This is a genomic window from Acinetobacter sp. ANC_7634, assembly GCF_056779875.1.
Map to the genome: position 1 here is coordinate 98,310 of NZ_JBWYIT010000005.1, position 24,234 is coordinate 122,543.

General features: G+C 40.2%; 21 protein-coding genes, 2 pseudogenes and 1 riboswitch. Of the genes and pseudogenes, 15 read left to right on the top strand and 8 right to left on the bottom strand.

The features are described 5' to 3' along the window. Window positions 1-31: 31 nt before the first annotated feature. From AC1M9A_RS07335 to AC1M9A_RS07365, 7 genes are all read left to right on the top strand, one after another. Window positions 32-1,084, top strand: a complete 1,053-nt coding sequence (locus tag AC1M9A_RS07335) for a hypothetical protein (protein ID WP_481609953.1) — start codon at window positions 32-34, stop codon at window positions 1,082-1,084. A 40-nt stretch (window positions 1,085-1,124) separates the two neighbouring features. Beyond that, window positions 1,125-1,244, top strand: a riboswitch (TPP riboswitch). An 87-nt stretch (window positions 1,245-1,331) separates the two neighbouring features. Continuing rightward, window positions 1,332-3,227, top strand: a complete 1,896-nt coding sequence (gene thiC / locus AC1M9A_RS07340) for a phosphomethylpyrimidine synthase ThiC (protein WP_481591483.1) — start codon at window positions 1,332-1,334, stop codon at window positions 3,225-3,227. A 73-nt stretch (window positions 3,228-3,300) separates the two neighbouring features. Beyond that, window positions 3,301-3,927 carry an NUDIX domain-containing protein gene (locus tag AC1M9A_RS07345; protein WP_035263922.1) on the top strand — a complete coding sequence of 209 codons (627 nt, stop codon included), beginning with the start codon at window positions 3,301-3,303 and terminating at the stop codon, window positions 3,925-3,927. Window positions 3,928-3,930: 3 nt separating this feature from the next. Next, entirely contained in the window at window positions 3,931-4,737 is an 807-nt protein-coding gene (gene cpdA / locus AC1M9A_RS07350) for a 3',5'-cyclic-AMP phosphodiesterase (protein ID WP_481590437.1), read from the top strand. Window positions 4,738-4,943: 206 nt separating this feature from the next. Next, entirely contained in the window at window positions 4,944-5,465 is a 522-nt protein-coding gene (gene dksA, locus AC1M9A_RS07355) for an RNA polymerase-binding protein DksA (RefSeq protein WP_035263919.1), read from the top strand. Between the two features lie 59 nt (window positions 5,466-5,524). Beyond that, the gene (gene gluQRS / locus AC1M9A_RS07360) at window positions 5,525-6,388 is read left to right on the top strand and encodes a tRNA glutamyl-Q(34) synthetase GluQRS (protein ID WP_481609954.1); all 864 of its coding nucleotides are present in this window, start codon (window positions 5,525-5,527) and stop codon (window positions 6,386-6,388) included. A 79-nt stretch (window positions 6,389-6,467) separates the two neighbouring features. Then, window positions 6,468-6,722 (top strand): zinc-ribbon domain-containing protein, encoded by a 255-nt coding sequence (locus AC1M9A_RS07365; protein WP_481589171.1) that lies wholly within the window; start codon window positions 6,468-6,470, stop codon window positions 6,720-6,722. A gap of 16 nt (window positions 6,723-6,738) precedes the next feature. Here the strand turns inward: AC1M9A_RS07365 and ftsW are convergent, their stop codons facing one another. The 5 genes from ftsW to AC1M9A_RS07390 all read right to left on the bottom strand — a co-directional run bounded on the left by ftsW (window position 6,739) and on the right by AC1M9A_RS07390 (window position 11,829). After that, window positions 6,739-7,935 carry a putative lipid II flippase FtsW gene (gene ftsW, locus AC1M9A_RS07370; RefSeq protein ID WP_035263915.1) on the bottom strand — a complete coding sequence of 399 codons (1,197 nt, stop codon included), beginning with the start codon at window positions 7,933-7,935 and terminating at the stop codon, window positions 6,739-6,741. A gap of 10 nt (window positions 7,936-7,945) precedes the next feature. Continuing rightward, a complete protein-coding gene (gene murD, locus AC1M9A_RS07375) occupies window positions 7,946-9,301 on the bottom strand; it encodes a UDP-N-acetylmuramoyl-L-alanine--D-glutamate ligase (protein ID WP_481591487.1) in 1,356 nt (451 codons plus the stop codon). 150 nt (window positions 9,302-9,451) lie between these two features. Further along, entirely contained in the window at window positions 9,452-9,700 is a 249-nt protein-coding gene (locus AC1M9A_RS07380; RefSeq protein ID WP_035263913.1) for a DUF6587 family protein, read from the bottom strand. A 24-nt stretch (window positions 9,701-9,724) separates the two neighbouring features. Further along, window positions 9,725-11,581 (bottom strand): ferrous iron transport protein B, encoded by a 1,857-nt coding sequence (gene feoB, locus AC1M9A_RS07385; RefSeq protein ID WP_481609955.1) that lies wholly within the window; start codon window positions 11,579-11,581, stop codon window positions 9,725-9,727. Further along, window positions 11,578-11,829, bottom strand: a complete 252-nt coding sequence (locus AC1M9A_RS07390) for a FeoA family protein (RefSeq protein ID WP_092767423.1) — start codon at window positions 11,827-11,829, stop codon at window positions 11,578-11,580. Before AC1M9A_RS07390 ends, feoB begins: the two co-directional genes overlap by 4 nt. Window positions 11,830-11,999: 170 nt before the next feature. Here AC1M9A_RS07390 and xerD point away from each other — a divergent pair, with 170 nt between their 5' ends. The 4 genes from xerD (at window position 12,000) to thrC (ending at window position 16,471) form a co-directional block, all read left to right on the top strand. After that, the gene (gene xerD / locus AC1M9A_RS07395) at window positions 12,000-12,917 is read left to right on the top strand and encodes a site-specific tyrosine recombinase XerD (RefSeq protein ID WP_481609956.1); all 918 of its coding nucleotides are present in this window, start codon (window positions 12,000-12,002) and stop codon (window positions 12,915-12,917) included. A 109-nt stretch (window positions 12,918-13,026) separates the two neighbouring features. Beyond that, complete coding sequence (locus tag AC1M9A_RS07400; protein ID WP_481609957.1) at window positions 13,027-13,842, top strand: DsbC family protein; 816 nt, start codon at window positions 13,027-13,029, stop codon at window positions 13,840-13,842. A 124-nt stretch (window positions 13,843-13,966) separates the two neighbouring features. Continuing rightward, window positions 13,967-15,271 (top strand): homoserine dehydrogenase, encoded by a 1,305-nt coding sequence (locus AC1M9A_RS07405; protein WP_481609958.1) that lies wholly within the window; start codon window positions 13,967-13,969, stop codon window positions 15,269-15,271. A 60-nt stretch (window positions 15,272-15,331) separates the two neighbouring features. Then, complete coding sequence (thrC, locus tag AC1M9A_RS07410; RefSeq protein WP_092767330.1) at window positions 15,332-16,471, top strand: threonine synthase; 1,140 nt, start codon at window positions 15,332-15,334, stop codon at window positions 16,469-16,471. Between the two features lie 48 nt (window positions 16,472-16,519). Here the strand turns inward: thrC and AC1M9A_RS07415 are convergent, their stop codons facing one another. Then, window positions 16,520-17,581 (bottom strand): serine hydrolase, encoded by a 1,062-nt coding sequence (locus AC1M9A_RS07415; RefSeq protein ID WP_481597448.1) that lies wholly within the window; start codon window positions 17,579-17,581, stop codon window positions 16,520-16,522. 217 nt (window positions 17,582-17,798) lie between these two features. On the opposite strand from AC1M9A_RS07415, the gene gacA reads away from it, so the two are divergent. From gacA to AC1M9A_RS07435, 4 genes and pseudogenes are all read left to right on the top strand, one after another. Beyond that, window positions 17,799-18,434, top strand: a complete 636-nt coding sequence (gene gacA, locus AC1M9A_RS07420; RefSeq protein ID WP_092767334.1) for a response regulator transcription factor GacA — start codon at window positions 17,799-17,801, stop codon at window positions 18,432-18,434. Between the two features lie 18 nt (window positions 18,435-18,452). Next, a complete protein-coding gene (locus AC1M9A_RS07425; RefSeq protein WP_481609959.1) occupies window positions 18,453-20,024 on the top strand; it encodes a sensor histidine kinase in 1,572 nt (523 codons plus the stop codon). 17 nt (window positions 20,025-20,041) lie between these two features. Further along, window positions 20,042-21,170 (top strand): annotated as a pseudogene (locus AC1M9A_RS07430) (sigma-54-dependent transcriptional regulator); the annotation flags it as partial. 107 nt (window positions 21,171-21,277) lie between these two features. Then, window positions 21,278-21,457, top strand: a pseudogene (locus AC1M9A_RS07435) (helix-turn-helix domain-containing protein); the annotation flags it as partial. Between the two features lie 28 nt (window positions 21,458-21,485). Here the strand turns inward: AC1M9A_RS07435 and AC1M9A_RS07440 are convergent. Both AC1M9A_RS07440 and gpmI read right to left on the bottom strand, forming a co-directional pair. Beyond that, window positions 21,486-22,661, bottom strand: a complete 1,176-nt coding sequence (locus AC1M9A_RS07440; RefSeq protein ID WP_228143113.1) for a S41 family peptidase — start codon at window positions 22,659-22,661, stop codon at window positions 21,486-21,488. A gap of 19 nt (window positions 22,662-22,680) precedes the next feature. Further along, complete coding sequence (gene gpmI / locus AC1M9A_RS07445; protein ID WP_035263895.1) at window positions 22,681-24,225, bottom strand: 2,3-bisphosphoglycerate-independent phosphoglycerate mutase; 1,545 nt, start codon at window positions 24,223-24,225, stop codon at window positions 22,681-22,683. Between the last annotated feature and the right edge of the window lie 9 nt (window positions 24,226-24,234).

Here is a 24,234-nt window from a genome sequence, read left to right on the forward strand (position 1 = left end):
TTTCACACTTTAACTGTATTTTGATATCTCAATGAAGTCATTTTTGCACACGTTTAAGCCTATTCGTCAATTATTGACTCTTATGGTCGTAAGTCTTGGCTTAACTGCATGTCAAAAACCGATTTCCGAAGAAATACCTACTGAATCTCCAAACCCAACCCAAAACCAGAACACCACACCTGATCTCAACCTCATTTGTCAAAAACTCAAAAAAGAAATGCTCGGGATAACTGCTCAACGGACTACATTCGCCATTGAGCAAATCAATCAAGATATTCGACTTTGTCTTCCCTTAATGCCCTTTCAGGAACAGAAAGAATTGATCGGTTTGGCAGACATCATGTATAGAAATTTCTTAAGTATAGATCGATCAGCTGATCAGCAAAAAGCTTTTGATTTATATGCTCATGGCCAGTCGCAATTTCCGACGATTCAACAATCACAAATTGAAAAATTACATCCACGAGATCAATATTTACTTCGGCATAAAGGTCAAGCGTATATTGATCTCGTCGATATTAACCACCAAGCAACCTATCAAAGAAACCCATATTATTTAGCACGAGTATTTGCCCCCTATTTCCCTGAGGCAGAACAAGCATTTATGCAAGAACTTGCTGAACAAAATCAGCAAGCACAATTTGAAGATCCTCATTTTCATCTTGAAGCAAAAGAGATTTCTAGACGTGCCCAGTATTGGGAAAATTATCTAAAAAAATATCCTCAAAGCAGTTTCCGTTTAGATGCAGAGTACCTTTATCATTTTTATTCAAATTTATTATTTAAAGGTCTCAACCATGATCCTGTTTCTCATGATTTTGAAGGACGTGTTGAAATTGCACCCGATGCTTTAGCTGAAATCGAACAACTCGCAAATATGAAAAATAGTCGCTTAGCAGATCAAGCGCGACTTTTCTTAAAATTTATCGAACTGGATTCACAACAAAAAAGTAAATTAACTTCAGATCAGACTGATGAAAATCCGCAAGTTCTTATACAGCTAAGTCACTATTTAAACTTAAAAACTGTTGATCTTGAAAATCGTCGTAATTGCTTTAAAGACGCAATTTGTTATGCATCATAGTCTGATGACTTTAATCTGACTTTATATGTTAATATTTTGGCATCGCTTGACGGAGCGCGAGTAATAACTCGCTGAGATCACCTAAAACATTGTTTTGATGGTGAGTACCGTTGAACCTGATCAGGTTAATACCTGCGTAGGAATCAAGCCATCTAAAAACTTTGTTCTAGGTTATTCATTCAGGATAATTCCGCCACCGTTTTTGGTCGTGCTTGATTCGTTGATGTCATTCATAAGGATCATTGCAATGAACCAATTAACGAATCTTTCAAATACAGATCTCTCTGCTCAACATGAGCAAGATGCTCAAGATCTCACTCGCATTTTACCAGCGTCAAAAAAAGTCTATGTTCAAGGTTCTCGTCCAGATATTCGCGTACCCATGCGTGAAATTGCCCTCTCCGATACACCAACGGGCTTAGGCGGTGAGTATAATCCTGCCATTTTGGTGTATGACACTTCAGGTGTTTATACCGACCCTGAGATTCAAATTGATTTAAATCGAGGCCTACCAAACCTCAGAGATACATGGCTTGAAGAGCGCGCAGATACAGAACAACTCGCGACATTAAGCTCAAAATTTGGGCGAGAACGTCTTCAAGATATTCGTACAGCTGGCATTCGTTTCGCACATATCCAGAAACCTCGTCGAGCTAAACCAGGACATAACGTTACGCAAATGCATTATGCTAAGCAGGGTATTATCACGCCTGAAATGGAATACATTGCGATTCGAGAAAACCAAAAACAGCGCGAAGGTGTGGATACTCGCCAACATGTTGGTCAAAACTTTGGTGCAAAAAATTTATTAGAAATTACACCCGAATTTGTACGCCAAGAAGTCGCTGCAGGTCGTGCCATTATTCCTGCCAATATCAATCATCCTGAACTCGAACCGATGATTATCGGACGAAATTTCCTAGTGAAAATCAATGCCAATATTGGCAACTCAGCACTGGGTTCATCCATTGATGAAGAAGTGGCAAAAATGACATGGGCAACACGTTGGGGTGCTGACACCATCATGGATTTATCTACTGGTAAAAATATTCACGAAACACGCGAGTGGATTATTCGAAATTCTCCTGTACCTATTGGAACTGTTCCGATTTATCAAGCATTAGAAAAGGTGGATGGGATCGCAGAAGACCTTACATGGGAAATTTTTAAAGACACTTTAATCGAACAAGCTGAGCAAGGGGTTGATTACTTCACGATTCATGCTGGTGTTTTATTACGCTATGTTCCTCTCACAGCCAATCGCTTAACGGGCATCGTTTCACGCGGCGGTTCAATCATGGCACAGTGGTGTCTTGCACATCATAAAGAAAATTTCTTATACACCCATTTTGATGAAATCTGCGAGATCATGAAAGCCTATGATGTCTCATTCAGCTTAGGTGATGGTTTACGCCCTGGGTGCATTCAAGATGCCAATGACGAAGCCCAATTTTCCGAACTGCGTACATTAGGAGAATTAACCCATCGAGCTTGGGAACACGATGTGCAAGTCATGATTGAAGGTCCTGGTCATGTTCCTATGCATATGATTAAAGAAAATATGGATTTACAACTTGAGGTTTGCAAAGAAGCACCTTTTTATACATTAGGACCATTAACAACAGATATTGCACCTGGTTATGATCATATTACTTCAGCAATTGGTGCAGCCATGATCGGTTGGTATGGAACAGCGATGCTTTGTTACGTAACACCTAAAGAGCATTTAGGTCTACCCAATAAAAAGGACGTCAAAGATGGCATTATCACCTATAAAATTGCAGCACATGCTGCAGACCTCGCCAAAGGACACCCAGGTGCTCAAGTCCGTGATAATGCGCTTTCAAAAGCACGTTTTGAGTTTCGTTGGGAAGATCAATTTAATTTAAGTTTAGATCCTGATACGGCACGTAGTATGCATGATGAAACCATGCCGAAAGAGGCACATAAATCAGCGCATTTCTGTTCGATGTGTGGACCTAAATTTTGCTCAATGAAGATTACCCAAAATGTGCGTGAATACGCTCAAAATCAGCAGTCTGACAACCTAGATCTCAAGTTAAATCAAGAGATTGAATCAGGTCTCAACGCCATGAAAAATGAGTATCATAAGCAAGGACAAAAGTTGTATCAGAAGCTGTAAAAATTAAAAAACCTGTTTTTCTTTAATGCAATCTCAGTTAGGATGAAATAAATTTTTGTCCTAACGTATACGAATGAAAATTCTTGAAAAAGCTACTTACAATAATAAAGATTTTAAGGTCCATTCTCGCGAATCCCTTTATCAAGGATTCATTCGTATAGAGAAAGTGAGCATCACACATCGTTTATTTGGTGAGAATACTTATACCCCAACAATTCATCGTGAATTAGTGCATCGAAAAGAAGCTGCTGGTGTACTCATCTACAATGATGCACTCAAGCGCTTTGCACTGATTGAACAATTCCGAATTGGTGCAATCGATGATCCTATCTCCCCATGGCAACTAGAAATCATTGCAGGCGTATTAGATGGCGATGAATCACCTGAAACATGCATTCAGCGTGAGAGTTTAGAAGAATCTGGTTGTGAAATTCGTAATCTGGAACATTTATTTACCTTCTACCCTTCTGCTGGTGCGTGCGATGAAGTTTTTCATTTGTATGTTGCAGAAGCAGATCTTCCTGAGCAAGGCGGTATTCATGGTATGCCAGATGAAGGTGAGAATATCCAACTGCATATCTTAGCTTATTCAGATCTTGAACCATTATTGGCATCCAAACGATTGTGTAATGCACCTGTCATCATGGCTCTGCAATGGCTCAAACAGCACATTGCCACTACCTCTATAGCGCTGAGGTAATTTATGACGCCTTTAATCAAACAGAATAAAAATGATCAGCTCATTATCCAAATTACCGATACTCATCTCATGGATCATCCTGACACGCCGTTTGTTCAGATAAATCCTGAACAAAGTTTTCATGCAGTGATCAATGATATTTTAAATCGCTATCAAGACATTGATGCGATTATTCATACAGGTGACTTGGCACAGGTACCACATGAGGCAACTTATCAGCGATATTTGAGTTTCATGAAAAATTTGAATATTCCGTTTTATCAAATTCCAGGGAATCATGATGATGCCGAATATTTTCCTTTTGCAGCGCCTGATCCTATACCGGCCGTGTTAACTTTCGAAACGTGGAAAATCGTCCTATTAAATAGTGCTGTGCCCCACAAAGTAGATGGTTGGATTAAAGCAGAACAATTGAATCATTTATCAATGATTCTTCAGGAAACACAGCAGCACCCTGTCATTTTGGCGTGTCATCATCACCCACTTGAAATGAAGTCCAAGTGGATTGATCGACACATCTTAAAAAATTCAGATCAATTGACCCAGATCATGGCAGAGTATCAACACATTCAAGCAGTGATCTTTGGACATGTGCACCAAGATTCGTTAAATGTTTGGAAAAATATTCAATTTTTATCAACGCCCTCCACCTCCGTTCAGTTTAAACCAAAGACTGAAGATTTTGCCTTTGATGACCTTGCACCAGGCTATCGCAGCCTACTACTGAAAACTGACGGTAGCTTTGAAACACGTGTTCATCGCCTACAAAATTTCGCGCAAAATATTAATAAAGAAATTTCAGGTTATTAGCTTTTCTTTTAAAGTGTTTTGGATTAAGTTATCTGTCCGAATGGAATCTGAACAGTCCAAAACAGATATTCATAGCTTTCATCTTTGATAAAAAATCTATATGATGACGCCCCCGATAGCAACAATCTATCGGAAGCGATAAAAACACTTGCATATCACCATATTTTTTGCGTACGCAAACACGCATATGATGAGGAATGCCCTTTATGGCGAATGACAACCAAAATCAAGTCTTGGAAGAAAACAACGTAGTTGCTGAAAAAGTAAAACGCGTGCGTAAGACCAAGCCAAAGACTTCCGAAGGCGGTACTACAGCGAGTCTATTTGGCATCGAGCCTTATCAGCCGAAAAAAAATGAAGAATACATGTCTGAAGGTCAACTTGAGCATTTCCGTCAAATTTTATTGGCATGGAAAGACGAGTTAATGTCAGAAGTGGATCGAACATTAAATACAATGCAAGATGAAAATACTGCATTGCCTGATGTAAATGACCGTGCAACGCAAGAAGAAGAGTTTGCGATTGAGCTTCGTACTCGTGACCGTGAACGCAAGTTAATTCGCAAAATTGAACAATCTATCGAAGCAATCAAAAATGATGACTATGGTTTCTGTGAAACCTGTGGGATCGAAATTGGCTTACGTCGTTTAGAGGCTCGTCCAACAGCGACGCTTTGCATTGATTGCAAAACTTTAGCTGAAATTAAAGAGAAACAAAATAACGGTTAATCATGTTATTTAATAATCCTTCCCTAACCCCTCCTTTGATAAAGGAGGGGGACAACAGGATGGCTTATGTGGGTCGGTTTGCGCCATCGCCAACCGGCCCTCTTCATTTTGGATCACTCATTACAGCTGTTGCAAGCTATTGTGAAGCAAGATCTCATGCAGGCAAATGGGTTGTACGAATTGAAGATACAGACATCCCTCGCATATATCCTGGTAGTGAAGAACATATCTTGTCATGTATTGAAGCTTTCGGTTTCGAGTTTGATGACGAAATTATCTTTCAAAAAGACCGTTTAAACATCTATGAATCTGTCTTAAATGATCTTCAGCAACGTGACCTCACCTATGCCTGCCAATGTACACGCAAAATCTTAGGCTCTAATCATATCTATAGCGGTACTTGCCGCGATTTAAAACTACCATACGATCAACAAGCCATTCGGGTTAAAACATCAGACGAGTTGATTTGTTTTGAGGATCTTTTACAAGGTCAGCATTGCTCTAATTTGACCAATGAATTAGGAGATTTTGTTCTTAAACGTCGCGACGGTATTATTAATTATCAGCTCGCCGTGGTTGTGGATGATTATCTACAAGGAATGACTCATGTTGTGCGTGGTGCTGATTTGCTAGATAACACTGAACGACAAATTTGGTTAGGGCGATTATTGGGCTACCCTGAACTTCAGTATATGCATTTACCCCTAGCAATGAATAAAGATGGTACAAAGCTTTCTAAGCAAAATTTAGCTGTAGCACTTGATCTCACCCAAGCCCCCCAACTCTTGAACAAAGCTATTCACGCATTAGGACAAGATCCAGTTGATCTAGATCAACCAAATCGCATGCTTCTACAGGCAATTCAACAATGGGATCGTAAGAAAATTCCAGTTGGCACCACAATACAAGGTGTTTTTGAATAGTGTCCATACAGAATCATGCTTGTTATTCAGCTGAAAATGTTTTTGAATTCCATTTAGATAGATTAATCAGGAGTTCATTATGTTTTTTATTTTTGGGGTAGGACCTAAAACCATCAAAACGGAAAAGGGGCAATTTCTATGCCCAGTCTGTCGTACACATAGCAATTATGAAATTAAACAACAACGCAATTATTTTTCTTTATTTTTTATTCCATTGATTCCACTATCAAAACCCAAATCTGGTCAAGTCACCTGTTTAAACTGTGGCACACATATGCCAACAATGGTGTTGCAGCAAAATAGTACTCCACCATCATCAGATTTGAATGCTTAAGATACAATCGTGTATTTTAAAAGCTAGATACTTCCTTAGCCTGATTCTTTTCTTGGGTTGTTGCTTCAATTTTCAGCATTAAACTGACCATGACAGCACACATAATCAGAGATGAACCACCATAACTAATAAATGGTAAAGTTAAACCTTTTGTTGGGAGCAGCCCCATATTCATGCCAGCATTTACCATAATTTGCAGAACAAAAATAATGCTAATCCCGTAAGCCAAATAACCCGCTCTCAAGAATTGATGTTGAATGGCACGATGCCCAATTCGAATACACGCACCCACCATAAGAAATGACAGTGCGAGAACAACGGTAATGCCCATGAAACCGAACTCTTCTGCCAAAATAGCCAACATAAAGTCCGTATGCGCCTCAGGGAGATAAGACATTTTTTGAATACTATGGCCTAAGCCTACCCCTAACCATTCACCACGTCCAAAGGCCATAAGCGCATTTGAAAGCTGATAACCAGAACCTAAAGGATCTGCCCATGGATTGGTAAAAGACATTAAACGCTCGAAACGATAAGGCTCGAACACAACCAGCACTACAAATGCCATGATAATGGCACCCAATGCAATACCAAACTGGATTAGTGGCGCACCTGCAAGAAAGAACACCCCTAACATCGTTAAGGCAACCACTACCGTTGCACCTAAGTCAGGTTCAGCAATAATCAAACCAACTGTACATAGCATTACTGTTGCTAATCGTGCTAGCCCTTTCACATTATTCCGCACTTCTTCTGCCCGACGGACAACATAATCTGCAGTAAAAATAGCCATCATCACTTTCGCAGCTTCAGTAGGCTGGAAGGTAAATCCTGCGATTCGAATCCAACGCGTCGAACCGTTCACTTCCGAACCGACTAATAACACCGCGACAAGCAATGCCATAGTCATCATCCATAACGGAAATGTGTTATTAAACCAGGTATTTAACGAAACACGATAAACCAAAATTGCTGCGACAAACGCAACCACGATGGATATGGCATGGCGGATGACATAGTGGAATGGATTTTCATGCAATCTTTCTGCGTAAGGCATAGAAGCTGAACCAACCATCACCGTTCCAATACAGAGCAGTGCAATCACACAAAAAATTAGAACATTCCTTGATGTAATTTCACTTGGAATACGTGGTAACCAACGTTGGTAAATTTTATTCACTTTATCAATCGTTGTCTGAGCTGACTCAGCCATATCTTCGTCCTTATTGTTCTTCGTGCAGCGCATTCACACAAGCAACAAATTGATGTCCGCGTTGTGGATAGCCAGTAAACATATCAAAACTTGCACATGCCGGCGAAAGCAATACCACATCATGTTGCTGTGTATTTGCTTGACATAATTTTACTGCTTCTTCTAATGATGTAGCGTGAAGAATTGTGGTTGTGCCTTGAATTGCTTGTTCAATCACTGGCGCATCTTCACCAATGAGTACCGCGAGTTTTGCAAATTCCGTTAATGATTTTCTTAAAGCAGTAAAATCTTGCCCTTTACCTTGACCACCTAAAATGATGGCAACTTTAGCTTTCTGTACTGCGATCGCCGCACCTAAGCCGTCTAATGCTGCTAAGGTTGCCCCAATATTTGTACCTTTTGAGTCGTTATAATAACGAACACCTTGCACTTCTTTGACAAATTCGCAGCGATGTTCCAACCCCTTGAAGGTTTTCAAAGTTTCCAGCATGACCTCTAATGGTAGACCTATCGCTTCACCTAAAGCTAAACACGCAAGTGCATTTGCGACATTGTGTGTCCCTTGAATATACATCTCAGAACTTTTCAATAAACGTTCACGCCCCCTTGCTAACCACATCGTACCATCAGTATCTCTGAGTACACCATACTGATTCATATCTGGTGCATTGAGCCCAAAACTCTGCATTGGCGTTGCATCAGGTACTAAAGGACGTGTCAAAGAGTCATCCCGATTGAAGACCACTTTCTTGACACCTTGAAAAATACGATGTTTGGCAGTGTGATATCCCATCATATCGCCATGACGATCGAGATGGTCTTCGCTCATATTTAAGACGACAGCAACTTCAGCATTTAAGTTCGATGTAGTTTCTAATTGGAAACTGGATAGTTCTAAGATATATAGCTCTGGATCATCTTTGGTTAAATCTAAGGCTGGACGTCCTAAATTCCCCCCTACAGCGACTTTTTTGCCTGCATATTTCGCCATTAAGCCGATCAAGGTGGTCACTGTACTTTTTGCATTAGAACCTGTTATTGCAACAATAGGCTTTTCAGTCGCACGTCGTAAAATTTGAATTTCACTGACAACAGGAATGCCTTGTGCAAGTGCTGTTTGAATCACTGGCAGTTTAGGATCAAGCCCTGGACTGATAATAATTTCCTCAGCAGACAACAACATTTCTTCGTCAAATTTCCCAAAGCTAGTTTGGACTTCAGGTGGAATTTGATCATGTCCAGGTGGAGAGGTCCTCGAATCTGTTACTGCAACGTGATAGCCTTTTTCATGTAGAAAATTTACCGCAGCAACACCCGAAATTCCGAGTCCTGCGACAACTTTTAATCCACCACGCTGTATTAACATTTCTGCCCCATATTTTAGTCTAATTAGAAACTGCCGAAATGTTAGCACTTTGCTGCTTTGAATGCTTTTTTTGATTTCATAATCTTGACATTATTTTGTGTCCATGCGTAAAAAAACCGCCAATTTAGGCGGTTTTTTTATTGAAGTAAACTACTTCCATTTCACAGCTTGAGGGTTTAACTTGGGTGTTTCCTTGTCTGAAACAGGACAAGCGCAATTTCCGCCACATCCAGCAGTCATTTTGGGTTTAAGCCACTTTGATAGTGCCTTCCACCCTTTTCTTTCCGTAGCATCTGACAGTTTCATAAAGACTGAATTTGACGTCTGTGGAAAAACCTTTTTGAATACGACCAATGCACTCCAAAGGACCAATGCCGTAATAATTAGAATTTCAATCATCTCAGTCTCCTCAACTCTTCAGATTTAAGCTAACACGCTGGTCGCGACTTGATAGGTCAAGAACGACATAAAGTACGCTAAACCAAATAAATAGACGGTCATAAAGCCAACTGTCTTCCAAGAACCTGTTTCGCGTCTCACTGTCGCTAATGTCGCCAAACAATGTGGTGCATAAATGAACCAGACCAAAAGTGATAATCCTGTTGCTAAAGACCAGCCCAAATCCCCACCACTACTAATCAGTGATGCCAAGCCTTCCGACATCGCATCCTCATCAACAGCAGACAAAGCATACACCGTGCCTAAAGCAGCAACGACAACTTCACGCGCAGCCATGGCTGGAATTAAGGCAATACAAATCTGCCAATTAAAGCCTAATGGCGCAAAGATTGGTTGCATCAAATGACCTAACATCCCCGCAAATGAATAATCAATCGCAGGTAATGTTGCACCCTCAGGTGGTTGTGGGAATGTGCATAAGAACCATAATAAAATAGAAAGCGCAAAGATGATTCCACCGACTCGCTTTAAAAAGATTTTTGCTCGATCAAGCAAACCAATCCACACATTTTTTAAATCTGGAAAACGATAGCTTGGAAGTTCCATCAATAGCATATGTTGAGATTTATCTTTTTGGAAAAACTTCAACACAAACGATACGATCAGTGCACTCACAATCCCTGCCATATATAGACCGAACAGCACTAAACCTTGAAGGTTAAATAGTCCCCAAACCGTTTGAGAAGGAACAAAAGCTGCAATCAACAACGCATAGACGGGTAAACGAGCTGAACAAGTCATCAATGGTGCAACAAAGATCGTGGTCAAACGGTCTCTTGGATCACTAATAGTCCGTGATGCCATGATTCCAGGAATTGCACAGGCAAAACTTGACAGTAATGGAATAAATGCACGTCCCGAAAGACCTGCTTTATACATCAACTTATCAAGTAAGAATGCCGCTCGGGGTAAATAACCTGATTCTTCAAGCACCAAGATAAAAAAGAATAAGATGAGAATCTGAGGCAAAAAGACAACTACACCACCAGCACCCGCGATAATTCCATCAACCACTAAACTATTGAGTAATGGATGGGCAATATTCTCGCCAACAACTTCACCCAACCAGCCAAAGAACGTCTCAATACCATCCATGAAGGGTGCCGCCCAAGCAAAAACTGCTTGGAAAATGATGAACATCATCACCGCTAAACTGAATAGACCAAGTACTGGGTGCAGAAAGATTTTATCGAGAAAAACTGAACGTTTATCATCAAATTCAACAAATTGAACGGCATCTTTGACAATCGCTTCAACTTTGTCGTGATCAGATCCTTTCAAACCTGTCAGCTCAGTTTGAGGAACAGCATATTTGCCATGATCTAGCGCATTCATCAGGTTTTCAATACCTGAGCGACGCACAGCAACCGTTTCTACAACTGGAATGCCTAAGCGCTCAGAAAGCTTTTGGGTATTTATTTGCATTCCACGACGACGAGCTTCATCCATCATGTTAAGTACGAGTAGCATTGGACGACCCAATTGGATCAACTCCAAAACTAAACCAAGGTGCAACTTCAGATTGGTTGCATCAACAACGCATAAAAATGCATCTTGATGACCTTCTTCCGCAATTTTCCCATACACAACATCACGGGTGATTTCTTCATCTGGACTAGTTGCGTCTAAACTATACGTTCCTGGCAAGTCTAAAACACGAACCGCTTTACCTGAGTTTAGCGTGAAGTGACCAATTTTTCGCTCAACGGTTACACCTGCATAGTTACCTACTTTTTGGCGTGTTCCAGTCAAATGATTGAATAATGAAGTTTTACCACAGTTAGGATTACCAACAAGGGCAACACGCAACGCATCGCTCATGCCGACACTCCTTCTATTTCAATTTTTTGTGCTTCATTTTTTCTTAAGGCAAAGCGAGTAAAACCCACTTGAATGAGAATTGGATCACCGCCAAACAGTCCTTTCGTAATGACTTGTACTTTAGTTCCGGAAACAAATCCTAGCGTTTCTAAACGACTTGCCACCATATCTGTAGAAGTACCATCTACAGTGCGATGCACTTGCGTAATGATGGCAGATTGTTTGACTTTCAAATCAGATAAACGCACCGTACCTAACCCTAAAAAATTTTGAACAGTATACATACAAATGAGAATTATTACTGCACTCTCATCAAGAATGATTCGCATCTTCTTATAACACATCGACATGCATAGAAAATTACACTACATTAGATAATCTCAATTAAATCAATCGAATTTCTCAATCGAATATCCCTATGATTAATAAGAAACCTCGAATTCCAGCCCCCATCCAAATTCCAGAACAACTTTCGTTCTTACACGGATTTCGAGATTATTTAATCGCTCAGTCTGTTAGTCCGCACACCCGAAATGCCTATCTCACAGATTTAGTCCAATGCAGTACTCTGTTAACCAGCCCCATGAACTTATGGTCACATGATGATATTTCAGATGTACTGATTGAGCTCACCAAACAAGGAAAAAGTCCTCGATCAATTGCTCGCACTTTATCGGCACTTCGGTCTTTCTATAAATTTTTAAGAGAGCAAAATTTAAGAACAGATAATCCTATAGCCGCACACAAAACACCCAAGTTAGGACGAGCGTTACCTAAAGATTTATCTGAGCAAGATGTTGAATCACTCATTCAAGCACCAGATACAAACACAGCGTTAGGCTTGCGTGATCGCACGATGTTTGAAGTCCTTTATGCTTGTGGTTTACGCGTGAGCGAACTGATTAATTTAAGAATAGATCACATCAATCTCAATCAGGGTTTTTTGCGAATTTTGGGCAAAGGAAATAAAGAGCGTTTAGTTCCTTTGGGGCAAATTGCTGTGGAATGGATTGAAAAATACTTAGCAGAAGCTCGCCCCCAACTCCATAAAAGTGCTACAGATTACTTATTCCTGACCCAACATGGCGGGATTATGAGCCGTCAAAACTTTTGGTATGCCATCAAACGTTATGCCCTCCAAGCAGGTATAGCGACAGAGCTATCCCCCCATACATTAAGACATGCTTTTGCAACTCACCTGCTCAATCATGGTGCAGATCTCCGAGTGGTACAAATGCTCTTAGGGCATAGTGATTTATCGACAACACAAATTTATACGCATGTTGCACAAATTCGCATGCAACAACTTCATGCTCAGCATCATCCCCGTGGCTAAGTCATCGATCTGAATTTTGTAGCACTAAGCTATAATTTACGATTTGAGAATATTTTTTGTTATGCTTAGCACAGTAAAAATAATGCTGAAAACTTTAAAAGGGTTGTTTATGTTATTTACCCGTTCGAAAATTTTATTCGCTTCTACCCTTGCAACGACGCTTTTTATCAGTGCATGCTCCAAATCTGAAGACACGCAAAAATCTGATGGGACTTTAACGGCAACTGCACCAGCAACGGGCCAAGCATCAAATTTAACTGAGCGAAATGCGCAACAACGCTTGATTCAAAAGTTAGAGAAAAATTTTAAAACCGCAAATATCAATGCCAAAATTATAGACATTAAACCAACCGAAGTACCAAATCTTTACTGGGTCAATTTAGAGGGTATGACTGCGGTATACACTACTGCAGATGGCCAATATATTTTCCAAGGTGATTTACTACGTTTAGGTAATAAAAAAGTTGAAGATATTGGACAATCCTTCCAGTCGGCATTGAGTAAAGGATTACTAAGCCAGTTAAAAGCTGAAGATCTCATTATTTATCCAGCTAAATCTAAAACCAAACATATCGTTTACGTTTTTACAGATATCAGCTGCCCTTACTGCCATAAATTGCATGAACATATGGATGAAATCAATTCTAAAGGAATTGAAGTTCGTTATATCGCGTGGCCACGTGGAGAACAGTATTTCCCAGCAATGGAAAGTGTCTGGTGTAGTAAAGATCGTAAAACTGCATTTGATCAAGCTATTTCAGGTCAACAATTGGACAATACCAACTGTGAAAATCCTGTTAAAGATCAGTACCAAATGGGTTTAAAAATGGGTGTAAATGGAACGCCTGCAATTTACAGCTCAGAAGGTGTTTATCTTGGTGGATACATGACAGCAGATGAAATACTACGTAGCTTAAATAACTAATATTTATGAGATAAATTACTGCTTTTTATACATCAATATTTAACTCGATTGACCCTAGAGTCTGCCTCTTTTTTTAGCTATGATCTAGGTTCAATAAAATTTTACATATTTTTTGGAGTGTGACGTGAAACCAGTTCGTCTGGCAATACTCGGTCTTGGAACCGTAGGTGGTGGTGCCCTTAAACTATTACAAGAAAACGCTGCTGAAATTAGACGTCGCACCGGTCGTGAAATTCAAATTACTTATGTGGGTACTCGTCGCCCTCGCCCAGATTTAAATCTTCCTGACTCAGTTAAACAAAGTGCCGACCTTCTTGATATCGTTCGTCAACCTGATGTTGATGTTGTTGTTGAAGTCATGGGCGGTATTCACCCTGCTTATGAAGTCATCAAAGAAGCAATTGTTCATGGCAAACAAGTTGTCACTGCAAATAAGGCGCTTTTAGCTGAACATGGTAACGAATTATTTAAACTTGCTGAAGACAATGCTGTGCAGATCGCCTATGAAGCAGCTGTTGCTGGCGGTATTCCAATTATCAAAGTAATTCGTGAAGGCTTAGCTGCCAACAAAATCGATTGGCTTGCAGGCATCATTAATGGTACAGGCAACTTTATCCTAAGTGAAATGCGTGAAAAAGGACGTGCTTTTGCGGACGTTCTGAAAGAAGCGCAAGAACTTGGCTACGCTGAAGCAGATCCAACCTTTGATGTAGAAGGGATTGATGCTGCTCACAAGTTAACCATTCTTGCATCTTGTGCATTTGGTATTCCACTTCAATTTGATAAAGTTTTTACTGAAGGAATAGGCAAAGTTACTGCTCAAGATGTTAAGTACGCCGAAGATCTTGGCTTCCGTATTAAGCATTTAGGTATTGCACGTCGTGCAGAAAAAGGCATTGAACTACGTGTTCACCCAACGCTCATTCCAGATGACCAGTTGATCGCAAATGTAAACGGCGTTAAAAATGCTGTTCTCGTACAAGCGAACGCAGTCGGCCCAACTTTATATTATGGTGCTGGTGCTGGTGCTGGTCCAACTGCTTCTGCCGTAGTCGCTGACGTTATCGATATCGTTCGTGACATTTCTTATACTGAAGACGGTGCTGGAACTATTCCACAATTAGCATTTGAAGCACTCACAGACTTACCAATTCTAAGTCGTGAAGAAATGACAACGGGTTACTACATCCGTATTAATGCTGAAGATCAAACAGGCGTACTTGCTGAAGTTACTACGATCTTGAGTCGTGCAGGAATCAGTATTGATGCCATTATGCAGCAACCTCGCTTAAAAGACCTTATTCCTATCGTGATTCTGACAGATCCTATTGTTGAATCAAAAATGGATGAAGCGCTTTCACAAATTCAAGCATTACCCGTCATCCATGGCGAAATTGTACGAATTCGTTTAGAATCGCTTGATAATTAATCATCTCGGGTAGAGGGTACTGCTGCCCTCTCCAGCTCTACACACAATTGGAACATCATCATGTCTAATGCCAATCGTTACACTGGTTTAGTTGACCGTTATCGCGACCGTTTACCAGTGTCTGCAACTACTCGTGCAATCTCCCTAGGCGAAGGTAATACACCACTGATTAAGCTTGCGAATATTCCACGTTTAATTGGCAAAAATGTTGAAATTTATGTGAAGTACGAAGGCTTAAACCCGACTGGTTCATTTAAAGACCGTGGTATGACCATGGCAGTCACTAAAGCGGTTGAAGAAGGCTCTAAAGCGATTATCTGTGCATCTACAGGTAATACCTCTGCTGCCGCTGCCGCTTATGCTGCTCGCGCTGGTATTAAAGCATTCGTTTTAATTCCAGAAGGCAAAATTGCAATGGGTAAAATGGCTCAAGCAATGATGTATGGTGCGATCACAATGCAAATTCGTGGTAACTTCGATGACGGTATGCGCCTTGTTAAAGAAGTTGCTGACCAAGCCCCTGTAACTATCGTAAACTCAATCAACCCTTACCGTTTGCAAGGCCAAAAAACGATTGCATACGAAATCGTTGATGAATTAGGTCGTGCACCTGACTATCACTGCTTACCAGTAGGCAACGCAGGTAACATCACTGCACACTGGATGGGTTATACAGAAGCTGTTGCAAACCAACCTGCGGATCAATTTGAGCAAGTAATTTACGATGCTGAAACTGATCAATTCACTGGTCCTAAACCTGAAGGTTTACCGACGATGGTTGGCTATCAAGCTTCTGGCGCAGCACCATTCTTACGTGGTGCACCTGTTCAAAACCCTGAAACTGTTGCAACAGCAATCCGTATTGGTAACCCACAAAGCTGGAACCATGCGAAAGCGGTAGTACGTGACTCTCAAGGTTGGTTTGATGAGTTAACAGATGCTGAAATCTTAGAAGCTCAACGTTTGCTTTCTATGTATGAAGGTGTATTTGTTGAGCCAGCTTCTGCAGCTTCGATTGGTGGTGCAATCCGCGATATTAAAGCGGGCAAAATTGCTGAAGGTTCAGTCATTGTTTGTACTGTAACAGGTAATGGTCTTAAAGATCCTGATACTGCTATCAAACAGTGTTCTGATGCAGTCATGCTTTCAATTGATGCAACGATGGATCAAGTACGCGATTCAATTTTGTCTAATATGTAAGATTGCATCATAAAAAACCCTGCATCTGCAGGGTTTTTTATTTATGGTCTAGATCGCACGTGGTAACTGACTGGTCCAACGCATTAAGCGAACAGCATCATCATTACGAGCTTGAGTATTGCTTGCTCCTAAAAGCACAACTACAGCTGGACGATTATTCAAAGTCGTATGCATCACCACACAACGCCCAGCCTCATTAATAAATCCCGTCTTTGAAATGTTAATATTCCAGCCACCGTTACGAACGAGAGAGTTCGTGTTGTTCGATTTCAACACACGATAACCGAGGTTAAAATCATAGGTTGGCGTCGTAGAAAATTGACGAATAAGACCGTACTGTGATGCGGTACTCACCAAGATGCCCAAGTCCCGCGCAGATGCAACATTGCGAGGATCTAGACCTGTTGACTCAGTAAATTTAGATGAATGCATCCCTAAGGCACGTGCTTTATTATTCATAGCAGAGACGAAAGCCGCACGACCTCCTGGATATGTTCGAGCCAAAGCCGCAGCTGCAGGATTTTCAGATTTCATTAAAGCGAATAATAAGGCTTCAGCACGATTCATTGTGTCACCTACACGCAATGTCGAGCTTGAGTTTTTACCACCCGCACCTGCAAAATCAATGCTTTGCAGCGTAATATTTTCAGACATATTTAATTGTGCATCTGCGATCACAACAGCTGTCATTAATTTTGTAACAGACGCAATCGGTAGAGCAGTATTCGTGTTCTTACTAAATAAGACCTCACCCGTATTTGCATCCATGACCAATGCTGCACGCGCGTTCACTGAAGGTTGATTACTATAGCGACTGTTATCAAGAATCTGCGTAGTTGGTGATGTTGAGGTTGCAGGGCCTGTAGATTTACGAATTGTTGTTGTAATTGTGGTCGTTGCTTGAGGTGTATACTCTTCTGATGAGGAAGTAGAAGCTTTGACACTATCATTATTTAAGAATTGGCTCGCATCTTCAGATGACCAACTGATATTCGCCTGCCCCGGTGCAGAATTAGCATGATTAATTAATTCTGCAAAGCTCAATGAGCTCATAGAGAGTAGTACTGATGTAGTCAGCACATGCATTAGCGTTAATTTCTGTTTTTTCACGATAACTTACTCATCTTACGGAGGCATTTTGCATCATTGCTAATCACCTCAAATATGACTTACATTTAGGTACAAACGTGATTAATATTAAACCACGTGATTATGCACAGTATTTTAGTAAAGATTAGGAATAGCATTGCTATTTTTGTTAGTCCAATGCAAGCAATTTTTGCATCATGTAACAAAAAAGTAAGAATAGATTTCAGAGGAGGTGTTTGTGATCACGGTATTAGTGGTAGATGACCATGAGTTAGTTCGTACAGGTATTTGTCGTATGCTTGAAGATCAAGCAGATATTCAAGTCATTGGTCAAGCAGAGTCCGGTGAAGAAGCCATTAGTCTTGTTCGTCAACACCACCCTAATGTCGTCTTGCTTGATGTGAATATGCCTGGTATCGGTGGCGTAGAAACCACTCGCCGTTTATTACAAACAGCACCTGATACCAAAGTTCTTGCCGTCAGTGGCCTAGCGGAAGAACCCTATCCATCACTACTGTTAAAAGCGGGGGCTCGTGGTTACATCACGAAGGGAGCTCCGATCACAGAAATGGTTCGTGCAATTAATAAAGTCATGCAAGGCGGTAAATACTTCAGTGCAGATATTGCTGAACAGCTTGCGAGTTCTTATTTATCTGATACACAAACTTCTCCTTTCGATGCACTTTCTGAACGTGAAATGCAAGTCGCGATGATGGTTGTGAATTGTATTAGTGCCCAAGAAATTTCAGACAAACTCTTTGTTAGCGTAAAAACAGTGAATACCTACCGCTATCGTATATTTGAAAAATTAGGAATCGATAGTGATGTCAAACTGACGCATTTGGCAATTCGTTATGGTTTGATTAAGCCTTAATTTGATCTGAGTATTCCAATGACGTCTGCTGCTTCAATTTCTATTTACCAAACGATCTACCGTCTTGGAACGTTATATTCAAGTTATCGTGTCATTATTGCCCTAAGCTTAACGCTCATATTCCTACTGACGATTGATTCTGAACGTTATTTTTATCAATACGAATCAATCTATTTTTACGCTTTACTCCTTTATGTTGCAAGCAGCATCATACAAACGATCGTTTTAAAATACTTACCACAAGCTATTTCTAAACAAATTATCACCTTATTTGCAGTTGACCTGCTCTTTCTAAATACTCTTACTTTTGCACTCGGTGGCCCCAATATCGCAATTGGGTTATTGTTTGTCATTTCCGTCTTTGCAGCAAATTTTTTACTCAGTAAAAACCAAGCCTTATTCATCACATTGGTCGCGGTGATTGGGGTCGTATATCAACAGTTTTTTGGTAGTTTGTTCTCCATTGAAAGTCTAAATAATATTGGTGACAGTGCCTTTCTTGCCTTTTTATTTTTTGTGGTTCATGGCATTGGTCAAGTATCAATACAACGGTTTCAAGTACTCGAATCGGTCAATACACATCAAGCTAACGAACTCTTTAAATTACAAAATATTAATCGTTATATTCTTGAGCAAATCGAAGTTGGTTATCTGGTCTTAGATGATCACTGTAAAATTATCGTCTGCAATCCTGCTGCATGTTCCCTACTCGGTATTTCGCCACTCTATGCTCATGAACAATATAATCTTGCCAACTTCCAACCAGATCTCTATGAAATTCTCAAAAACACATTGGTTGCTCATGGAGAGCGCTTTCAGTTTGAATCTCATCAATCATCCTATACAGTTGATATTCGTGTTCAAAAACTGGTTACGCCTCAACAAGCACTCACGCTATTAATTTTGGAAGATGCGCAAAAACTTAATCAGAAAGTTCAACAAATGAAATTAGCTTCTCTTGGTCAATTATCAGCCAGCATTGCACATGAAATACGTAATCCTTTAGCGGCAATCGTACAAGCTAATGAACTTAATGATGATTCAGATGAAGAACAAAAACGTATGCTCAATCAAATGATTGCCAAGCAAGCAAAGCGTATTGATAAAATCGTCAAAGACACATTGGATATGGCAAAGAATAAAAAAACTGCTGGTGTACTAATTCATTTTGAACAGTTTATGCATGATCTTATTCACCAAGATTTAGCAGATATCAGTTCTCATATTCAATTACAGCTTGAAGCAAATCTTGAAGTTTATTTTGATGAAATCCAACTGCGACAAGTTCTGATTAATTTAATTCGTAATGCTATTCGTCATAATGATCCGACCGCAGAGTACATTTTTGTCAGAAGCAGTTGTTCAGAAAATCAAATTTTTATTGATGTTATCGATTTTGGCAAAGGCATCCAACAACATGATTTATCTCAATTATTTCAACCATTTTTTAGTACTGAAACCAATGGAACTGGTTTAGGATTATATTTATCACAAAGTATTTGTGAAGCTAACCAAGCAAAATTGAGTTATATCGAGCAAGAACAGCAAGGTGCATGTTTTCGTATTACATGCCATAAGACAGACGTTTAGATGGATAAGATCAGGTTATGGTAAAGCAACAACCTTTAGTACTTTTAGTCGATGATGAACCTGATTTATGTATGTTGATGCAAATGACCCTTTCTCGGATGGGCATTAAAACGCATATGGCACATCATTTGAAACAAGCGCTACATTTTCTAAGCGAATATAAATACGATGCGTGTATCACCGATTTCAATTTACCGGATGGCAATGGCATCGATTTAGTTAAATACGTCACCCAGCACTATCCGAAGACGCCCATCGCGGTACTGACCGCCTATGCCAATATGGAGCTGGCAATCTCTGCTTTAAAAGCAGGCGCTTTCGATTTCGTCAGTAAGCCCATTAATCAACAGCATTTGCATCAATTGCTTAAGAAAGCATTACATACCCCTGCAGTGGATAATGATCTCAATCAGCTTCCACTTGAGGAACAACTGCTGATCGGTGTCTCAGAACAAACTCAACAGCTTCGTACAGCAATCAAAAAAATAGCTCGATCACAAGCACCTGTCTTTATTACAGGTGAATCAGGGACTGGTAAAGAAATCGTTGCGAATCTTATTCATCAACTCAGTAATCGTCATGATCATGCCTTTGTCGCGATCAATTGTGGTGCGATGAATGAAGACCTGATGGAAAGTGAATTATTTGGTCATATCAAAGGCAGTTTTGTGGGTGCTGACCAAGACAAACAAGGGTTAATTCAAACAGCTGACGGTGGGACATTATTTTTAGACGAAATTGCTGAGCTTTCACTCGCCATGCAAGCTAAATTGCTGAGAGCAGTTCAAGAAAAGAAAATCCGTCCGATTGGCAGTGATAAAGAGCTTGATGTTGATTTTAGGATTGTCAGTGCAAGCCATCAAAATCTTGAGCAATTGGTTCAACAAGGCAAATTTAGACAAGATCTATTTTTTAGAATTCATGTGATGGATTTACGTCTTACCCCACTCCGCGATAGACCCAAAGATATTCCCGTTCTAGCTCAACATTTTATTGATAAAATCAGTAGTGAATGGCGTATTGAAGCCCCTCAACTATCTCAAGAGGCGATACAATTCCTTAAACAACAACCATTTACAGGTAATGTACGCGAACTTAAAAATATCATCGAGCGTGCACTTACACTTTGCGATGATAAGCTCATAGCCGTCGAGCATGTTAAAAGCCCTTCATTAGGCTTAACATCCCCACCTTTAGCACAACAACCAAATAGTCAAATTGAAGCTATTACTGATTTACCTTCTCAGACACCCAAAGGTTTGCCCGAAGAGGGATTAGAACAATACCTTGAGAAAGTAGAAAAAGAAGTTTTAATTAATGCGTTAAACTCAACGCATTGGAACAGAACCCTAGCCGCCAAAAAATTAGGAATGACATTCCGCTCATTACGATATCGTTTAAAAAAATTTGGTTTAGATACTGAAGATGAATAACTTAGCATCACCACGATATTGATGATATTTAACGGCTTCTTAACAACAAATCAGCTGCATGTTGGAGGTAAACCTCCTCCTTCATATCCTGCGGCCAAGGATATTCGATATTAGGGGCTATGCCTTGCCCATCAATCTCGACACCATTCGGTGTTAAGTAATGAGATACTGTCATTTGTAGTGCCGCACCATTTTCAAGTGGAAAGAGTTTTTGCACAACACCTTTACCATAACTCTTTTCACCAATGATTACGGCGCGTTGATGATCTTTCATTGCTGCCGTAAATACTTCTGCTGCAGAAGCCGAACGTTGATTAATCAATACTCCGACTTTAAGCCCTGTAAATTCATGTCCAGGTAAAGCTTGGAATTGTTGATCACCTTCTGAACGGCTACGTGTAGATACAATCAAACCCTGATTTAAAAATAAATCTGCCGTTTCCACAGCAGAAGATAATAATCCACCCGGATTATTTCTTAGATCTATTAAAACAGCTTTGAGTTGTTGGCTATGATGCTCATCGATATAACGTTTTATTTCATTCGCAGTATCTTGCTGAAAAACTTTCACCTTTAATAGTAAAACTTGATTACTCAGCATATGTGCTTGTATATCGGCAACATCTAGTTTTTGATTTCTCACTAAAATAATTGGAGATGAGTTCGGTGATCTTTGTAAACTGATGGTTGATCCAATCGAGCCGCTGAGCAAGTCTTTGACTTGATCTTGGTTTAACAATCTAAGCTCTTGTCCATCAATTTTGTAAAGTGTAACGCCGTTGGCCAATCCTAATTTTGCCGAGTCACTATCGGGATCTAAATTTTCGATCTGCCATAAACCTCGTGAGGTATCAAAGCTAAGATCAAAATCGATACTCGCTAAATCCTCCTCGGTATATTTGAGGAGTTGGCGATAATCTTCTGGAGATAAATAGCGAGAGTAACGATCTAGCCCACTCACCAAACCTTGGATCGCTTGTAAAAATAACTGATCGTCAGTGACTTCAGTGACATAGTTTTCTTTTACTGTACCGTAAATCTGAACAAACTGCTGTATAGATTCAATCGGAACTTCTGAACTGTTAGATGACCAGTCTTCTTCTAAAGGATCAACTGCTGGACCCTTAGATCCAGCAGCGAAAGCATGAACCCCATTCAAACTTAAAGCTAGACCTAACATGAGTTTGAATAACAATGGATTCATACTGAATTCCTTCTTATTTTTAAACTAAAGTCACTAAATTGCGACCTTTCATTTCAGCAGGAACAGGCAACTGCATTAAATTCAATAATGTCGGTGCAACATCTGCAAGCACACCACCCTCTGCAATTTTCGCTTGAGTTGGACCTACATAAATAAATGGCACATGCTCAGTTGTATGTTGAGTATGGACTTGACCACTTTCATAGTCCTGCATTTGTTCAACATTACCGTGATCCGCAGTGATCAACATATGGCCTTTCTTCGCCATCACTGCATCATAGACGCGACCTAAGCTGACATCCACTGCTTCTACTGCTTTAACGGCAGCATCGAATACCCCTGTATGTCCAACCATATCGCCATTTGCATAGTTCACAACGAGTAAGTCAAATTCACCTGAATTAATTGCATTCACTAACTCATCAGTGACTTCATAAGCACTCATTTCTGGTTTTAAATCATAGGTTGCAACATTTGGTGATGGAATCAAAATACGTTTTTCACCTGGATACTCATCTTCACGACCACCACTGAAGAAGAAAGTCACATGGGCATATTTCTCAGTTTCCGCGATACGTAATTGAGTTTTACCTAAATTAGACAGGTATTCACCAATTGAATTGACCAACGGTTCTGGCATATATGCCACCGGCGCATTAATTGTCGCTTGATAGCGCGTTAACATGACAAATTTCGCAAGCTGAGGCACAACTTTACGCTCGAAACCATCGAAGCCTTGTTCAACAAATGCTTTTGTCAATTCGCGAGCACGATCTGCACGGAAATTCATAAAAACAACAGCATCACCATCTTGTACTGCGGCTACATCCCCAATACGTGTTGCTTTCACAAACTCATCTGACTCTTCAGCAGCATACGCTTGTTCGAGACCTTCCACAGCAGACTCAACTACGCGAACAGCCTCACCTTCTGTTAATAAACGATATGCTTGTTCGACACGATCCCAACGATTGTCACGATCCATTGCGAAATAACGACCGATCATCGTTGCGATTCGACCCTGACCTGGATATTGGGCAAATAATGCATCTAATTTCTCTAAAGATGGTTGTGCACTTTTAGGGGGAGTATCACGACCATCTAAGAAAGCATGTAAATAGACTTGAGCACCTCTTTTTAGTGCCAACTCTGCCATAGCAACAATATGGTCTTCATGAGAGTGAACACCACCTTCAGACAACAATCCAAAAATATGTACTGCTTTTTGATTTTCTTTTGCTTTTTCTACAGCATCAACCAATACTTCATGTTTATAGAAATCACCAGTACGGATATCTTTGGTAATACGAGTGAAATCTTGATACAACACGCGTCCAGCACCAAGATTCATATGACCAACTTCTGAATTCCCCATTTGGCCATCTGGAAGACCAACATCTTCACCTGAACCTGAAATCAGACCATGTGGATGATTCTGTTTCATTGCAGTTAAATTAGGTGTTTTCGCTGCAAGAAAAGCATTATCTTCGACCGCTTCACGATGACCCACACCATCCATAATGACTAAAACGTGAGGGATTTTGCCAGCAGTTGCATCCGTCATGATATACAC

Excerpts from the sequence above, each read along its gene's own strand:
- AC1M9A_RS07335 (WP_481609953.1), top strand. The coding sequence starts at position 32 with ATGAAGTCATTTTTGCACACGTTTAAGCCTATTCGTCAATTATTGACT.
- thiC (WP_481591483.1), top strand. The coding sequence starts at position 1,332 with ATGAACCAATTAACGAATCTTTCAAATACAGATCTCTCTGCTCAACAT.
- AC1M9A_RS07345 (WP_035263922.1), top strand. The coding sequence starts at position 3,301 with ATGAAAATTCTTGAAAAAGCTACTTACAATAATAAAGATTTTAAGGTC.
- cpdA (WP_481590437.1), top strand. The coding sequence starts at position 3,931 with ATGACGCCTTTAATCAAACAGAATAAAAATGATCAGCTCATTATCCAA.
- dksA (WP_035263919.1), top strand. The coding sequence starts at position 4,944 with ATGGCGAATGACAACCAAAATCAAGTCTTGGAAGAAAACAACGTAGTT.
- gluQRS (WP_481609954.1), top strand. The coding sequence starts at position 5,525 with ATGGCTTATGTGGGTCGGTTTGCGCCATCGCCAACCGGCCCTCTTCAT.
- AC1M9A_RS07365 (WP_481589171.1), top strand. The coding sequence starts at position 6,468 with ATGTTTTTTATTTTTGGGGTAGGACCTAAAACCATCAAAACGGAAAAG.
- ftsW (WP_035263915.1), bottom strand. The coding sequence starts at position 7,935 with ATGGCTGAGTCAGCTCAGACAACGATTGATAAAGTGAATAAAATTTAC.
- murD (WP_481591487.1), bottom strand. The coding sequence starts at position 9,301 with ATGTTAATACAGCGTGGTGGATTAAAAGTTGTCGCAGGACTCGGAATT.
- AC1M9A_RS07380 (WP_035263913.1), bottom strand. The coding sequence starts at position 9,700 with ATGATTGAAATTCTAATTATTACGGCATTGGTCCTTTGGAGTGCATTG.
- feoB (WP_481609955.1), bottom strand. The coding sequence starts at position 11,581 with ATGAGCGATGCGTTGCGTGTTGCCCTTGTTGGTAATCCTAACTGTGGT.
- xerD (WP_481609956.1), top strand. The coding sequence starts at position 12,000 with ATGATTAATAAGAAACCTCGAATTCCAGCCCCCATCCAAATTCCAGAA.
- AC1M9A_RS07400 (WP_481609957.1), top strand. The coding sequence starts at position 13,027 with ATGTTATTTACCCGTTCGAAAATTTTATTCGCTTCTACCCTTGCAACG.
- thrC (WP_092767330.1), top strand. The coding sequence starts at position 15,332 with ATGTCTAATGCCAATCGTTACACTGGTTTAGTTGACCGTTATCGCGAC.
- AC1M9A_RS07425 (WP_481609959.1), top strand. The coding sequence starts at position 18,453 with ATGACGTCTGCTGCTTCAATTTCTATTTACCAAACGATCTACCGTCTT.
- AC1M9A_RS07440 (WP_228143113.1), bottom strand. The coding sequence starts at position 22,661 with ATGAATCCATTGTTATTCAAACTCATGTTAGGTCTAGCTTTAAGTTTG.
- gpmI (WP_035263895.1), bottom strand. The coding sequence starts at position 24,225 with ATGACGGATGCAACTGCTGGCAAAATCCCTCACGTTTTAGTCATTATG.